The 15,617-nt window shown below is 39.7% G+C and carries 8 protein-coding genes and 3 pseudogenes; 1 reads left to right on the forward strand and 10 read right to left on the reverse strand.

Annotation, left to right across the window (positions count from 1 at the left end; genetic code table 11):
• Nucleotides 1-9: 9 nt before the first annotated feature.
• From QLH32_RS06595 to tssF, 6 genes and pseudogenes are all read right to left on the reverse strand, one after another.
• On the reverse strand, nucleotides 10-783 hold the full coding sequence (locus tag QLH32_RS06595; protein WP_432442310.1) for an OmpA family protein: 774 nt from the start codon (nucleotides 781-783) through the stop codon (nucleotides 10-12).
• The gene (gene tagF, locus QLH32_RS06600; RefSeq protein ID WP_283268764.1) at nucleotides 780-1,739 is read right to left on the reverse strand and encodes a type VI secretion system-associated protein TagF; all 960 of its coding nucleotides are present in this window, start codon (nucleotides 1,737-1,739) and stop codon (nucleotides 780-782) included. Before tagF ends, QLH32_RS06595 begins: the two co-directional genes overlap by 4 nt.
• Nucleotides 1,740-1,776: 37 nt before the next feature.
• A pseudogene (tssM, locus tag QLH32_RS06605) lies at nucleotides 1,777-5,594 on the reverse strand (type VI secretion system membrane subunit TssM).
• 24 nt (nucleotides 5,595-5,618) lie between these two features.
• A complete protein-coding gene (locus QLH32_RS06610) occupies nucleotides 5,619-7,046 on the reverse strand; it encodes a hypothetical protein (RefSeq protein ID WP_283268765.1) in 1,428 nt (475 codons plus the stop codon).
• Nucleotides 7,046-8,041: a type VI secretion system baseplate subunit TssG gene (gene tssG, locus QLH32_RS06615; RefSeq protein ID WP_283268766.1), complete on the reverse strand. Its 996-nt coding sequence runs from the start codon at nucleotides 8,039-8,041 to the stop codon at nucleotides 7,046-7,048. The genes QLH32_RS06610 and tssG overlap by 1 nt, the downstream gene beginning before the upstream one ends.
• Nucleotides 8,005-9,687, reverse strand: a pseudogene (gene tssF / locus QLH32_RS06620) (type VI secretion system baseplate subunit TssF); the annotation flags it as partial. The pseudogene tssF and the gene tssG, both read right to left, overlap by 37 nt.
• Between tssF and QLH32_RS06625 the strand changes: the two are divergent.
• A pseudogene (locus tag QLH32_RS06625) lies at nucleotides 9,685-10,056 on the forward strand (M15 family metallopeptidase); the annotation flags it as partial. The pseudogenes tssF and QLH32_RS06625 overlap by 3 nt on opposite strands.
• Before the next feature lie 40 nt (nucleotides 10,057-10,096).
• Here the strand turns inward: QLH32_RS06625 and QLH32_RS06630 are convergent.
• The 4 genes from QLH32_RS06630 to QLH32_RS06645 form a co-directional block, all read right to left on the reverse strand.
• Nucleotides 10,097-10,966 carry an IS982 family transposase gene (locus QLH32_RS06630; protein WP_283266581.1) on the reverse strand — a complete coding sequence of 290 codons (870 nt, stop codon included), beginning with the start codon at nucleotides 10,964-10,966 and terminating at the stop codon, nucleotides 10,097-10,099.
• A gap of 252 nt (nucleotides 10,967-11,218) precedes the next feature.
• The gene (locus tag QLH32_RS06635; RefSeq protein WP_283268767.1) at nucleotides 11,219-12,283 is read right to left on the reverse strand and encodes a YheC/YheD family protein; all 1,065 of its coding nucleotides are present in this window, start codon (nucleotides 12,281-12,283) and stop codon (nucleotides 11,219-11,221) included.
• Between the two features lie 11 nt (nucleotides 12,284-12,294).
• Nucleotides 12,295-13,923: a CapA family protein gene (locus tag QLH32_RS06640; RefSeq protein WP_283268768.1), complete on the reverse strand. Its 1,629-nt coding sequence runs from the start codon at nucleotides 13,921-13,923 to the stop codon at nucleotides 12,295-12,297.
• Between the two features lie 22 nt (nucleotides 13,924-13,945).
• Nucleotides 13,946-15,604 (reverse strand): poly alpha-glucosyltransferase, encoded by a 1,659-nt coding sequence (locus QLH32_RS06645; protein ID WP_283268769.1) that lies wholly within the window; start codon nucleotides 15,602-15,604, stop codon nucleotides 13,946-13,948.
• Nucleotides 15,605-15,617 lie beyond the last annotated feature (13 nt).

The following is a 15,617-nucleotide window of genomic DNA, read 5'->3' on the forward strand; positions in this document are numbered from 1 at the left end:
TCAAGATCATTAAAGTACTTCAAATTCAATCCGACGATTTTTCCTACGGCCATCTGCGGTGGTATTGTCTGCAACAGGTTGACTGGAGCCTTTGCCTTCCGTACTTAAACGCTCAGTTGCAATACTCTTACTGACCAAATAGGTTTGTACCGCCACCGCACGTTCCTGACTAAGAACTGTATTTTTATTGGCATCGCCTGAACTATCGGTATGCCCAATAATCTTGACTTTCTTACTGCCCACCTTGTTTAAGGCAACCGCCATTTCATCCAGAATCTTTTGACCCGCATCCGTCAGAATGGCACTGCCCGATTCAAATTCAATGATTCGGTTCTTCAACGCATCATCAATAATTTTTTGTTCAGTCTGGTTCACCGAAAGTTGCGCATTCAGGCGATAAGGTTGCTGCACCAAAGTCTGAAAACTATCAGTGGTGGGCTGAATTGCATTTGGATCACTCATTTTGCCAGTTAAATCAACTTGCGTTCCCCTGACACGCAACTGCCCCTGTTTAATCTTTTTAAGATCAGGAGTAATGACCCGAGTCACTGAATCACTCCAGCCATTTGGTGCAGACACTGGACCAATCTGAATTTTATCAACCACTTGATCGGCACCATATACAGACTGCATCTTGAGCAAAATTGCCTGTTTGCTTGCCTCATTCGGAACAACACCCTCAACGACAATGGGTGTTGCATTGGCAATATTGCCTTGAGTCAGGGCAATCAAACCAAATAGTATCCCTATCCATACAGATTTCGAATTATTTCTCATATTTATTCATCTAAAAAAGTTTGTCGAAATAGCTTTAAGCCCTGACTGAGACTTAACTGACGCTGACAAAGTGATTGTTCAAGTGTGGCAAGGCCTGCGTTCTGCTCAAGATAAGCATCAATCCACTGTGCCTGAATGAGTGAAACCCAGTGCTCACTCTGTATGTTCTGGGTAAAGATATCGCTCAGCGCCATGATGTCGGCACCCTGAAAGCCAATGAACAGAATCGGGTCTTCACGATGTAGAATGCCTATCAGGATTTCAGTATTGCTGGTTCCCAAAAAACGTCCGATCATTCCCACCCAAAAAGCGGCAATTTCGTAGCAATACATCGGGTTATTGATGGGTAGAATCAGAACCTTGTTTAAACGGCTGGTGCCATTTTTTAAGATCGGCTGTAGTAAAAGCCCCAATCCAATCATGCTCTGTGCTAATTCGTAAACATTGATTTTCATCAATTGGGCAAATGAATGCATGGTATGGTTTTCATAGAAAGCATTGCATTCCGTAGCCGTAAAAATCTGCACCGAATTTGGTAAATTGTTAAGCTTCTCTAGCATGATACTGGTATCACGAATACTGCGTAATACCCGATTCCTTTGAAATAAATCCACCAATACAGACTTATAAAAATAAGGCGCCAGTAATAGATTTTGATATGGCTGCCCAACTTCCAGCAACTGACTTAGCACCATTGGAAACGCCCGCCCTGAGCTGTCCTGACTTGCAATCAGGTTTGCAGCCAAAAACATTGGCTCAGCAGGGTTTGCAATAAAGAAATCCAGTGCAGGCAATGTTTCGTAACGCTGTTTAAAGTCAGCTACACGCATGGCATGCTCAAGGGCTTCGGTAATCCATTGGTCAAGTACCTGAATCAATGCATACTGCCCCTTGGTCTTTAGGAAATCGCCACGGGCGGGCGTCTTTCCATAATACAGTGGCGTGGTTTTTACGTGTTGCATACAGGCATCTCTCCATATCCCGTGACTCTCCCTATCATTATGGTGTCCCTCCTGCCTGAGCTGGTGCAGATGCAGTTGACTGTGCTGGTGGAACGGCTACACCTGCTGGTGTCGCCTGAGCAGAAACCACACGTACTGCCTTTTCTGTCACCACTTTATCCACCAACTGCAAGCCTGCATAACCACGGCTTGAACCGATATTGCCTGAGCTATTGCCACTAATGAGCCTAAAGTTCACTTTTAGGGCTAAAGATGGCTCAGTTTTGCTGGTCCAGGTCATTTCAAAGCTGCCATTTTGTTCCTTACGCTGTGCTGCATCAATCAAGCGGTTAATTCCATATTCACCTGGTTCCTCAAAAATGGTATGGGTTTTACCCTCCAGGTCGATGGCGGTAATACGCGCCCCTGGAATTGCCCCCTGATTTGGCCAAACAAAGTTCACCCATTGCTGGATTCCATTTTCGTAGACCATACGCTGACCATCAATATCGATGGTATAGGACAGGAACTGTGGATTCTGTAATGGATAGAACTGGAAGTTCGACTGGTTGGACACTGGTGCAGCCGCAGGCTGATCAAGACTCCCTGTTGCCATACCGTTGACTGGTGCTACATATTGCTGAAAAGCCACAACAAATTGCGGATTCAGGCTGATGCCTAAATCTTTCCATGTTTTAGAGGTCAGTACATAGCCACGGCGAATCACAAATGGATCCAGTGCCTCTTTTACAAAACGGGCAATGCTGCCTGTCTCACCAAAGATTTGGCCTATTTCATTGCTGGTTGCCTGCAAGGTCACACCTGAATTAAATGGATACTTCTGGCTGAGGTTGATTTGGAATGGCTGATAGGCCTGAATTCCCCACAACTTGTTTAGCTCATCCTGGGTTGGCACAATCAGGCTGGCAAAGGATTGGGTCAATGGACTCATCAGGAGTTTTTGTAATAACTGCTGGTCAGTATCCTTGAGGCCCACCATCATTTTCTCATCCACATATTTCTGGGTGACATTGAATACTGAAGTTTGATCATTGATGGTTTGTTTAACCAGAGCCATCGCACTTGGGCCAATCTCCCCTGCTGTTTTCAGGTCATTAAACTTACTGCGCACCTGTGCAAGGTTGTTCATATACTCATCAAACAGTGACTTGTCCTGTAGATCATCACGTTTACGCACCAGTTGGTAGAACATTTGGTATTCCTGAGAAATCGCTCCTTGCGCCTTGTTCACTGCCTGAGCTGCGGCTTTATCATCGGTATTGTTCAGCACCTTACGCTTAAACCAGGCCACAAAGCCCTTTTCAGGCACAGCCAGTTCAGCCTGTACAATTGGATTATCCCAGTTGGTTTCAATCGCAATGCGCTGCAATAAGGTACGGATTGGTGAGTTTTGTGTTTCACCCAGGACATCAATATTTTTTACCTGCTGGTTAAACTGGTCCGCCTTGGCATAATAAATACCGTTCAGGAACTTCTTCCATTCAGTCACATATTCCTGCTTATACAGAGCCACTAGTTGTTTACGAATCTGTTCTGGGCTACCTGAGAAAGTCAGATCATCAGACTGACGGCTATTCAATACCCAGTCCTTACTGTCAGTTGGTTTATTTGCAGCATCATCAATGGCCTTTTCAACATATTCATCCCAGGCCTTTTGGGTAAACACACCTGGCAATGCATAGCTGCCTAAAACGATATTACGGTTTTGCTCACCGACAATTTGCCCAACAGTCACCGCTGGGAAACGCACTGCCGCACGCATCTTGATTTCGTTGTAGACACGATCGCGTGCTGGCATGCCACGAATAACAGATAAAAGGACCTGACGGGTTTGATCCACCACCTGCGCATCGGTTTCCAGAATCGGGAAACCATCCTGATTGGCCAAGGTCATGGCATAAGAAAGGATTTTTTCCGCATCCTGAATCATCTCACCACGCGGCATTTGCCCACGGTTGGTATCCAGCCAAGAACGCCAGAAACGTGAAACCTGATCACTTAAATGGCTGCTATCCATGTATTCTGGATTGCTCATCATCAGGTACGCTTTCAGGGCGTTATAAGCATCTTGAGGGTTACTATCAGATGGCTCTAAATATTGTTGTGTTTTGGCGACCTGCTTGATTTCAACATTGACATGATTGGCTTTTAGCGTTGCTTCATTATTTTTAACCCGTTGTAGATATTGGGCAATATTTTGCTGTGTCGGGGTCAGAACGATTTGCTTGATCCCCTTTAAATATTCTGCTTTTAAACTGTCACGTAATTGATTGCCCTGATATAAACCAAAACTGAACTTAAGTGGACGATGTTCATTAAACTCATCCAGTTGCTGCAAACGTTCCTGTAAAATTAGCAAAGCTTCAAGCTGTGTCGATAGTTGCTGTCCAGAAGTTTTCTCCAAGTGAACAACCTTATCCAAATCGGCCTGTACATCCGCAATCAGTTGCTGGTTGTTACGGTATGACCAGACCCACACTCCCAGCACCAAGGAAACACCTATCAACGCGGCAATAAAACCAATATAACGCTGACGCTTTTTCACTGGATTGATATGCTGCTTGACGAGATCTTTATCCCGCAAAATCACATTGGAAAACAGGCCCTGCAAGAAATAACCATGATTTGGTGCAACCGATGCATTTACATTTTCCTGTCCATTATTCTGGATTTGCTCAAGCTGGAATTCTTGTGCAATATTCTCTGTCATTGGGCTTTCAATAATGCCTTCCTGCAAGGCACTGGTAAAATAAAAGCCACGGAACACAGGCTGAAACTGGTACGGATTGTCTTCAAACAAGGTGCCAATAAAGCTTTTCAACGCTGGTTTCAGCGTCTTGAATTCCAGAGGAAATGTCATGACACTTGGAGAAATATTCTGCGAATGACGTCGGCTTAAATGTGTGGTGCTGACGCTCTTTAAACCGTCATAGAGCAGGTTGTAATGTTTTTCGAATAATTCCACTGCATTCTGCGAAGAGTTTTGCTCATAGGGTAATGTTGCACCCCATGCCTGATTGTATTCCTGCGACTCATAGCAATCGAAGAACTCAGTAAAACCTGCAATCAGGTCCATTTTAGAAAACACCAGATAAACAGGCACCACCACTTCAAGACGTTCAGTTAAGTCCTGAATTCGGGCACGCAGGTTTTTGGCTAATTTTAATGAACTTTCAGGGCTGTGACTGATCAACTCGGCAATACTGACAATCACAATCAAGCCATTCACTGGCGCTTTGGAACGGTTTTTTTTGAGGATATTTAAAAAGCCCAGCCACTCAGAATGGTCTTCTGAATACACAGAATAACGCCCTGCGGTATCCAGCAGAATGCCTTCTGTTGAGAAGAACCAGTCACAGTTGCGCGTACCACTTAACCCAGCAGACATCATTTTTTGATGAGTTTCTTCAAATGGAAATTTCAAGCCTGAGTTGTAAATCGCAGAGCTTTTTCCAGCGGCGGGATTACCAATCACCATATACCACGGCAATTCATATAAAGCCGCATTGCCCTTTTTATCCCCCAACTTGGATTTACGAATCAACTGGATGGATTCTTTCATCTGCTGATGGATTAGCTGTAATTCGGCCTTATCCTTTTGGTTGCCGTATTCCGCCTTGCTGTCCTGCTCAATGGCATTGGCAAGCTCCCCCCCTGAGCGGCATGGCGCTGTCTTTGCACCAGCCAGTAAATCCCATAGGCAATCAGCCCCAAGGCATAGGTTGCAGCCAACGCCCAAAAAATATGGCGTGGGATGGAAGAGTATGAAGACATCAGTGCCACGAATAAGGACAAAGCAATAATGGCCTTAGGATTCGTAATGTACTGCCACAGATAACCTAAAATGATGTACATTGAGTTCTCGAATTCTTAATAAAGTTAATCAATCAGCAATTGCGCATTTTCATGATCGGGTATGGTTTCAGGAAAAGGCTGGATAAACGCTTTCAAATCCTGGCTATAAACAAAGCCAACCTGTGAGTCTGGAAGATGTGCCCCCAACATCAGCCCAAAAAGTTTTGCCACATTCTCGGTATGCCCAACAGTTGGTTTGCAATACAAATAATGGTGCTGCTCCACAGGACTTTGGGCGAAAAACTGCTCAAGCCCTTTTACCATCTTGATGTTAGTGGCATCTTCAAGCACCAGCACAAAAGGATCTTCATCCTGATATTGCGGTAAATCATGAAGATCCAGTTCTTTGAAGATTTGCTTTAAGTTATTTTGATGGGCAACCAGCTTTAGGGTCTTTAATGGTTGTAGCTGTTCAAGCTGGAGTGCTGGATGAGCCAGACAGCTACTACCCACATATTCAGCTGGAATATAAGTATTGGCTCCCAAAAACTTTTCATCCATCATTTCCTGGTCAATTTCTGAGTCAGCAGCAACCAACAGAGAAATCTCATGAGGCTGATTGTGGATACGTTCCAGTAGTTCAACTAAAAGCTGGTCTGTGGATGCCTCACTCATGAAGTGGTATTCAATATGAAATTTTTGCGGAATGAGTCCAAGGTCATAAAAAATCGTCTGGATGTTTTCATTACTACTCGTATCATTCCAGGTATGCACCACATCTTCAGGCAACAGAATATGCAGGTTCAGCTTGTCCAAACGATATACCTGCTCAATCTGCATTGATTCAGTTTCATCCTCATCGCCCGAAAAGGCTGGGTCACTCCATGCTGGATGCATACGATATTCATGCAGATTCTGGCTTTCATAAAACAGGCTGGATCGCTTGAGGTGGTCTGCAATGGAAAGTAAAAGTTCGGTATGCTGTTCAATTTGATGATGAATCAATGCTGTAATGCGCTGCTGACGCACCGAGAGAAACGATTGCTCATCCTCCTCACTTTCAGACTGCTGGTCCAAGAATTCAATGCGGTAGGATAAAATTGGCAAACCCTGAAAGTTCAATAGTTTGTGATCTAGCTCTGGACTGGTAAACGCCTTGATTCCCTCTAAAATTGCATCATTCTCACCCAATGCACTATATGCACCTGCCGCATATAGATTGAGCGTCAGCCATTTACTTTCTGGCCCAGCATCCTGTTGTTCCGTTGCTCCACTTTCCTGATTTTGCTCGGTATCCAACGTCTGTTGTTTTTTCTGTTGATATGTTTGATAGGCCTTATAAATCAGCCAAGGCAAAAGCAGAATCAATGTAATAACCATCGGCAGAATCAAGAAATAATTGATTAGATCCGCAGATTCAGGCTGATACTGGATATCCCGCCAATAATAGACCACAACCAATCCAATCAGGATAAAGCAACTGATCAGGGTCGCCAGAATTTTCTTGACCATTATGCGGCTCCTAAAAGTGCATAACGTGTTTCAGTGTTATGTTGTAGTTGTATGGACGGCATTAAAAATGCCCCTTGCCCCAAACCAATTTCATGGGTGGAATCCAGACGGATTGGATTCACTTCATCTTTATCAAGGATCAGTCGAACATCAATAAATAGAGTTGGACTACACCAGGTTTGAATTAAATGCTTTAATTTTTTATTTAATGGCTGCTCAGGTAAAAAAGCCAAATATCGTTCACGGCATAATGGACCAATCTGGATTTCAATCTTTCCATCAACCTGCTGGACTGTGTCTCCACAGAATGTATTGACTCCCAATAAGCTTGGATTTTTTCCACCTAAAGTAGTTTTCTGCTCATCCTCAAGCTGGAATTTTTCCTTCACAAATTCCTGAATATGCACCTGCTCATTAAATACACACGATAAAACAGTTTTTAAGGCATGGGCTGTATTGTTCTGTCCCTGCATCAGACCCGAAAATTCGGCAAAATATTCATCTAAATCGTGCTGGTCATGCTGGGAGCGAATGTAGCCATTTAAGGCATGCAGAATATCTAAATAATGGTTGTCAGCTTCTATTTCATAACGGACTGGCAGGTTATAGGCAATGCTGGCATCGACATATTTGCTGGTGAGTTTATGGTTAAACAAGCCCAGAAATGCCTTAACCTCAGCACATTGCTGCCGAGTCCCATGCTTGAGCTTATTGGTATAGGTATAAGGCAACGCACCCTGCGTACCCGTTAGCCCCACCACCAGATTGGTTAAATGAATACGCTCATCCTGATAGCTCAGCTCCTCGATTTCAGTCGCAGGAAAACTTAAACTAAAAGACGTTCCAAACTCGAAATCCTCAGACCAGTCCTGCTGCGGAGATGGTGTAGGTAGATGTCGTAATAACCGTATCGACTGAATAAATTCAAATGAGCCTGGCTTCTTGAAAAGCTGGTCGATTACAGAAGCGTCTTGCCACCAACGTTCTGAACGCATTGGTATATCTCCTGTTGATTAAGACTGTCTTTCACCACAACATCGACAAAACTATTAATTTGAACTTTCAGGTTAAAAATGTGGCTGAGCAACTGGCTAAAAATATAGAGGCTGTGTCCCCTGAATACGCTGCTGTTGACGATAAGTTCAGCCCGTACACCACGAATAAACATCGGAAATGGTTTGGAGTTCACCAATTTATTGGTGGTGGAAAAACTGAGCTGTTTCAGCGCATCGATCAGTAAAATATTTTCCTTTGAATGCGGCAGGTTATATAAAGCCAAAAGCTCCTTGACATGGCTCAAGGCATCGCCTTTCATCAACGCCAAAGTATTCAGTGAAAGATGGGAAATAATGCGCCACTGCTCATTTTTATTCCTGTCAAAATAGAATGGTGAGGTTGGGCGTTTTAAAATCAGTGCACGTCTCGCCAGACTGCTGTCATTCAGGTTCAGGATATTGTTGCTTTGACTCAAGGCCTCATGGGGTAAATCACCATTGGAGCATAACAAGGCGGTACTAATAAAATCCGATTTGATTTCATAGGGTTTTAGATGCTTCGAAACAATCGAATAGCCCATTTGCATGGTTTTGGTTGGTGATGGCAAATAATTCAGAGAATAGAAAAACTGCACTTTGTCATTGTGATAATGGCTCATTGCAAAAAAAGGTAAAACAGGAAGATGAGTTTGTTCCTGATTGGTTTTCTCCCGCACCATATTCATTTCAACCACTAAATAAACCTGATAAAGCTCTGGATGATGTGCATCAGTCACCAGTGGATATTGCAACTGCGTATGCGAAACTTTCTGTGGTTCAGCCTGTTTTTCAAATAGGTTGATGGCTGGCGTGGTAAATAACTTGAAGTTTGCGACATTCAGTTCAGAGTAATTTCGAACCACGGCCTGATCATTTAAGTTCAGTTTGAGATGAATCAGAATCTCGAATGTATTCTGTTGCTGAAGCTTTCCTTTCAAACAACTGAGATCAAGATTTAGGTAATTGAACTTTTCAGGAAAGCAGAAATACTCCATCAATAAACGGTAGGCATGATGGGTGTGTTGATCAATCGGCAATAGGCTTTCCTGTTCAGTAAAACCCATCACTGCAAAGGGATTGTTAATCTCAAAAACATGTTGCCCCATACGCAAAGAAAAACCTGTTTCGCTACGAAAGATACAGTCCAGAACCTGTAACGGAAAGTTGGAAATCGCATCTAAATAAATCGGCAGTTTCTCATCCAGTATCCATTTTTGCGCATCATTAAAAATTTCAAACTTCAAACTCAAGGTTGCATTCTGGTTTAAGTGCATATGGGTACTTGGTGAGGTTTGAAACTCTAGCTTGGTCAGGGAAATCGGTAATAACCGAACCTCATTGCTGGTGTTAAACTCACACTGCACCCCTTTAAAACTGCGAGACTTCAAGGTGGTTTTCTGGGGAATCGTATGTACAGAGCCAAGTTGTTTCAGCTTGTTGACATCCTCAAAACTGACCACTGTACAGGCAGGAAAATGGCGTAGATATTGAGGAAACATCACCTCAAATAGGGAATGGGTAAAAATGTCGTAGCTGTCTGCCAGTTTTTTATCAATACGCGCAGCAATCAGTGAAAAAGCCTGAATTAACCGTTCAATATGTGGGTCATGGTTTTTAAGATCATGAAAGAGCAACATGGTTATGAGCTGGTTTTACTTGAGGGTTATCGTAGCCCTGACCGTCAAAATATGTTGGCTGGTAATCCCAATACAACTCGTGCAAAAGGTTACCAAAGTTACCATCAGTTTGGGCTGGCGGCTGATGTTGCCTTTAAACGCAACGGTAAAGTTGTGATCACAGAACGCGACCCTTGGGCAATGCGAGGCTATGAGTTATATGGTCAGGTTGCTGAATCAGTCGGTTTGACCTGGGGTGGTCGCTGGAAATCCATCAAGGACTATGGTCATACGGAATATCGTATGCCAGGTTTGAAAAAAACCAGGGAAATGGCAGATCAGTTGATTGCTGAGATTTAGAAATCATTCAATTGGTTATAATAATTAACCCGAATCTTGTTTAAGCCGATATTTCCATAATACGAATCATCGGCTTGTTTTGATGACATATTTGATAAGCACATAAAGATGCATAAATACCAGCTAAATAGCCTGCAACACTTCTCGCTCTAGTCGTCACTAGATTGTACGCCCCCTTCAGCAAACTGAATAAAGTTTCTATTTTATTGCGTTGTTTCAGATGGTATTCATCTGCTTTTGATAACTGTATAGATTTCATGTTCTTTCGGTGATAGGTAATTAAATCAATATCTTGTACTCTTAATTTACTCTTTAATTCATGACTAATATAGCCACGATCAGCATACAATTTAGCAGTCATTCCTTTGACTAACTGTTCAACCATTTTTATATCTGCTGTATGCCCATTTGATAAAGCTGTGCTGAGTATTTCACCTGACTGATTCATAAGTACATGCAACTTACAACCAAAGAACCAACCCATAGAACTTTTACCACGAGTTGCAATTGCTGCTAGCGATTTATGTCTTTTTATTCGCTGATTTTTACAGACAGCCAATGTCGTTGAATCGATCCATAAATAAGAACTTTGCTGATCTTTCATCAGGGCGAAATGTAAGGCATGTAAAGCCAGTTGATGAGTATTGATCAGGTAAATCATACGTTGGTAACAAGGCAGGCTTTTGAATAAATGAAGATAGTTATGTCTCAGTGCCGTAAAGAATGCTTTAAAGTTATTGAAATGTGAATGTTTATACCAAATTGCAATAAAGACAATTTCAGAAATACTGAGCTGTGCAGGGCGAATTCTTAGGCATTTAAGATTTTGCTTTAAGAATTTCCAGTAAACTGATTCAAATTTTAGAAAGAAATCATCAATTATACAGAATAATTGGGTACTATCGAACATAAGGACTAGAGTCGTAAGTTTTGTGTGGTAACTAACTGATGGCTCTAGTCCTTCTCTTTTTCAAGTCTATGGCTTATCCGTGATTCAGGTTAATTAGAATCGTATTATTGCTTTGCCAATTTTGACTTTATCAATGATGCATTATGCAGAATAGTCTTAACCTGTTCAGCGTTAAAACCAATATCTCGTTTCCCTGTAGAGCCACCTATACAAGAAGATGACATATATAAATTTCTCATATAGAGAATATGTTTATATCTGATCATAATAATGACGATAACGTTTTGGTAGAAAATTATTGATACCTATTTTATCTGTATTTTCCAGCAACCATTCATAATATAGAATTTGTTGTTCTGCCACGGGATAAGCCATAAAACCGACTCCAGGCCCCGCATTGATTTCAAATATTTTTATTTCACCTTGCTGATTAATACCAATATCTAAGCCTACAGCATCTATTGAACATTGATAAAGATCAAGCATAAATTGGGAGGTATCCTGAAATAAGATATCTATCTTTTTTAAAATACTTTCATAAAAATCTGGATAATACTGTTTTAAAAATAGTTCTTCCCGTGTTGAAATAAGCGCACCTTGTATACCATTTGCAATATCCTGATGATCTTTTAAGTTTACATAAGGGAAAAACTTTATTTTATGCCATTCACCTTGCTCTCCCAATACCATGTGTAATCTAAAAACAGTCGATAAATTATTATTTGTCTTACTGTGAAAAAAAGGACTGACAAAAAAGTGATATTCTGTTTTCTTTTGTTCAAACAGTTGTTCTAGTTCAAACTCGTCTAATGTTAAGATTTTATCCAGTTCTTTAACCCAAAATTTTTTATTTATTAACTGGATGGTACAGATACCAATCGCTTGCTTACTTGAAGCAGGCTTCAATATAACATATTGATATTTATGTATAAAGCCCATCAAAACTTGAAAACTTTGGCAAGATTGAGATTCAATTACATATTTTTGCATGAGAGGATGAGCTTTCATTTTTTTATAAAGTTCAACCTTGGTTTCAATGTGATGGGTCGTAAAAGGAATTTCTTTGGCAAGTTTTACATAAGCCATCACATCTTGTTCATGAATAGGAAGCCGATTTTGTATAATGTCTGGAAAAGGAAAAGTTTGTTCTATAAGCTTCCCTTTTAGCATTGTTTTTCCATGTATTATTTGTTGAGTAAAATCAACATTTTTTGCAGTAAAAACAAAACTCTGATGACCATGACATTGTGCCACTGTCATGAACACTTTTTCGGTATCAATAATTTTATCATTTGGTTTTAAAATTCCCACTAACATATTTTCAGTCCTCATAATTGTAGTTTAAAGAAGAATCCAAGTTCATCTTTATCTGTTATAAAGCTATCTTCCTTATAAATGGTTTTGAGTTGTATGAATTCATCTTCTGTGACAAATCTTGGCTTCCAGAATGTTTTTAAATTATTGGTGAAAATTGGATAAAGCTGAAGCTCTTTATTCAGAATATTTATTCTTGTTAAAAATCCATAGGGTAAAGCCTTTTGCTTTTCATACTCTCCATTACTATTAAAAATACCATTCCCTACACTATAAATGATAAATTTTTCCTGATATTTTTCTATTTTTTGTATGGTATGTGGCCCATGCCCAACGATAACATCTGCCCCCACCTGTAACAATCTTTTTGCTACGCGTTCCTGATAAGGATGAACAGATTTAAAATCAATCCCCCAATGGCAAAAGCAGAGTATTGTATGATCTGGGTTTAATTTTTTATATAATTTAATTTGATAGAGCATTACACCATTTAAGATATTAATTCCTGCGCGCTCATTTAAGGCGTAAAAATCATAATCGATATAGGCATTAACTTTGTTCCAATAACCATTAAAAATAGCAATTTTTTTTCCTCTATATTCAAGCTCTAGAATTTTATTTGCTTGGTACTGATCATACCCTCCACCTAAAACAACAAAATCATCTTCCATAAAGTCATGCAGAGTGCTTATAAAACTATTTTCGCCATAGTCTAAAGCATGGTTATTTGCCAGGCACACCACATCTATGTGATTATTTTTTAGCTCTTTCCGAGTTTCGCCCGAATGAGCACCAAGGATAAAATCTTTTCTTCCGTCTAGAGGAGAAAAATCCCTTATATTAAATACAGCTTCAAAATTTACAATATTAAAATCATCTTTCCTAAAAAAAGGAGCTATATCCAGAAATGAATAGCTATAACCATATTTTGTTAAGGCATCCTCAACATTTCTCTTCTTTCTTCTTTCAGTATACTTTTCTCCAAAATAAGTATCTCCCATAAGATTTATATCAGGTTTTTTTAATTGAATACTTTCTATGTTTAAATTTTCTATATCATTTTTAATTAGATAAGGTATTAAAGTATCATATTCACGGTCTATAAAATCTCCACCAACAACCATATATCTCTTTCTACCCTGCTCCCTGTATCCAGCCAATAGAATTTTTTCATCGTCTACCGTAAGTTTAACAATAAATTCAACCATATGATTGATACAAAGATAAGAAAATGGATATATTTTCTTTTCTCCAAGACTGACAATATCAGGATTAAATAGTTTTAGATATTCAGGTGCAAGCTCATGATAGAATTTCAACACTTCATGTATTGATTTTTTCTCTCCATTTAATCTCAATAATTCTAACTGGGCTAAATTCTGAATAAGCTTTCTGGAAGCAAAATTATTAATAAGATAAAGATACTGATTTAAATTTAATTTTTCAAAAGTTAATTCATCCTTAAAACAAACAGGCCGACTAAACAAGATTTCATCTGTATATTTTTTTCTCTTTTGAATAACTTCGAGTAATTCTTGCTCAAATATATAACTTAACTCAAAACAGCAACCATGTTCCAATATTGCTTTTGCATTATATTCTCTTAAAATATTTAGATCGGAATCAAATTTTATATAAAACATATTTATCTTCTAATATTATGTATTATGAATGATTAAAATAATTCACATAAGCAATATAGCCCGACAAGTTATGTTCCTGGTCATCAATTCGGGTTCTGAATCGGTCATGTCGCACATAAAATGCATTTAAGATTTTGTCTGGCCGTGCCATATACATTGCCACTTCAGGATAGAAGAAACCATTACGCTGAAACTCACTGCGTAGTTCAATCAATTCTTCCAGCTTCTCAAACTTGGCCTGCTGGTAAAGTTCTTCATATCCCTGCTCTTTCAGGCGATTTACCATTTTATATGCTGACATCAGCATTTCCAGAAAGGTGGCATAGACCGTTTTTCTATTTTTTATAAAGTCCATATGCTGTAGATAATTATTTAGGCCAAACTGAAAATATTTTTCTTCTGGGCATATTTTGGTAAGTTCGTTGGTACAGTAACTTAACCAGTGATCATGATATTTATCATATTTTTTCGTTATAAAATGCTCAAACATTAACTTTACTGTCGCCAAAAGTTTTTTATCATGATTGAGTTGGTAAAGGCGAAGTAAGGCCAGTGCAGCCTCACCATCATAATAAACGATGCGAAACTTTTCTTTTAACTCATAACTTGGGTAATGCAGTACATGGGTGGTTTGTCCCTCGGCATCAACCATTTCCAAAATACCATTGGCAATTGCTTCTGCATATTTCAGGTATTTCCTGTCATTGGTGAGTTCCTGATATTTGCTAAACATTAAAATTGCCGCTGCATTTGCACCCAGCTTAATTTCCTGATGCTTTTCCCCATCAATCATAAAGGCAACTTTGCCTTGTTTTTCCCTGTAGAACGTATCAATTGCATATTGTATGGAGTTATGTATTTTGGGCCAAAACTCGTCATTCTCCTCCACTTCAAAACTTTCCAACAATGCGTAGATAGACGTACAGTGACGCACGGTGTTATAGCCTTTTAGCTCTCGGTCATAGGCAGGAAAATAACCGTAAACAAAACGTCCATTGTCATGAATCTGCCGATATAAGAAGTCCGCATCTTTTGTAATCAGTTGTTTAAGATGTTCTTTTTTATTGCCCTGTAGTTCACGAACTCCATTTTGACAGCCACCACTTTGTAGTGGAATAAATTGACCATCTTCATAGATTGCAGCATAGGTTTCAAATGTCCAAATATGCTCAAGTGTATCTAATACAACGGTTTTATTTATGTTTGGATATTTTTTCTGAATGGTAGCATTAAAATTTGCCTCATCAAAAAAATTCGGTTCATCGTATTTTAGCCCCTTGATGATTGCCCGACCATAAACCTCCTGTTCCAGAAATGCGACTTCAAAATTTTCATCCAGACTTAAACCCTTTCGGTAATGATTATTATGCTGTTGGTGTGATACTTCATAGACCACATTTTTCCAGGGCTGTTTTTGAATCTGGTAAGCAATATCAAGCTTGATTATTTCCAATAGGTTTTTGTTCTTTTCAAAGGTTTTTTCAACAAAATTTATCAGTCGCTTAATGACCCTGGAACTTTCCACATCACTGCTGTTCCATACCTGACATCGACTTGAAATTTGACCATAGGACAAAAAAATGCATATTTGACTTTCATTAACCTGTTTTTCCTGAATCGTATTTTCTAGCCATTTTATTAACTGTAATTTTAAATGCTGTAATTCATTATAGCTCTGCATATATTTATTCCGT

The organism is Acinetobacter corruptisaponis (genome assembly GCF_030053775.1).
GTDB lineage: Bacteria > Pseudomonadota > Gammaproteobacteria > Pseudomonadales > Moraxellaceae > Acinetobacter > Acinetobacter corruptisaponis.

Excerpts from the sequence above, each read along its gene's own strand:
- tagF (WP_283268764.1), bottom strand. The coding sequence starts at position 1,739 with ATGCAACACGTAAAAACCACGCCACTGTATTATGGAAAGACGCCCGCC.
- QLH32_RS06610 (WP_283268765.1), bottom strand. The coding sequence starts at position 7,046 with ATGGTCAAGAAAATTCTGGCGACCCTGATCAGTTGCTTTATCCTGATT.
- tssG (WP_283268766.1), bottom strand. The coding sequence starts at position 8,041 with ATGCGTTCAGAACGTTGGTGGCAAGACGCTTCTGTAATCGACCAGCTT.
- QLH32_RS06645 (WP_283268769.1), bottom strand. The coding sequence starts at position 15,604 with ATGCAGAGCTATAATGAATTACAGCATTTAAAATTACAGTTAATAAAA.
- QLH32_RS06635 (WP_283268767.1), bottom strand. The coding sequence starts at position 12,283 with ATGTTAGTGGGAATTTTAAAACCAAATGATAAAATTATTGATACCGAA.
- QLH32_RS06640 (WP_283268768.1), bottom strand. The coding sequence starts at position 13,923 with ATGTTTTATATAAAATTTGATTCCGATCTAAATATTTTAAGAGAATAT.
- QLH32_RS06630 (WP_283266581.1), bottom strand. The coding sequence starts at position 10,966 with ATGTTCGATAGTACCCAATTATTCTGTATAATTGATGATTTCTTTCTA.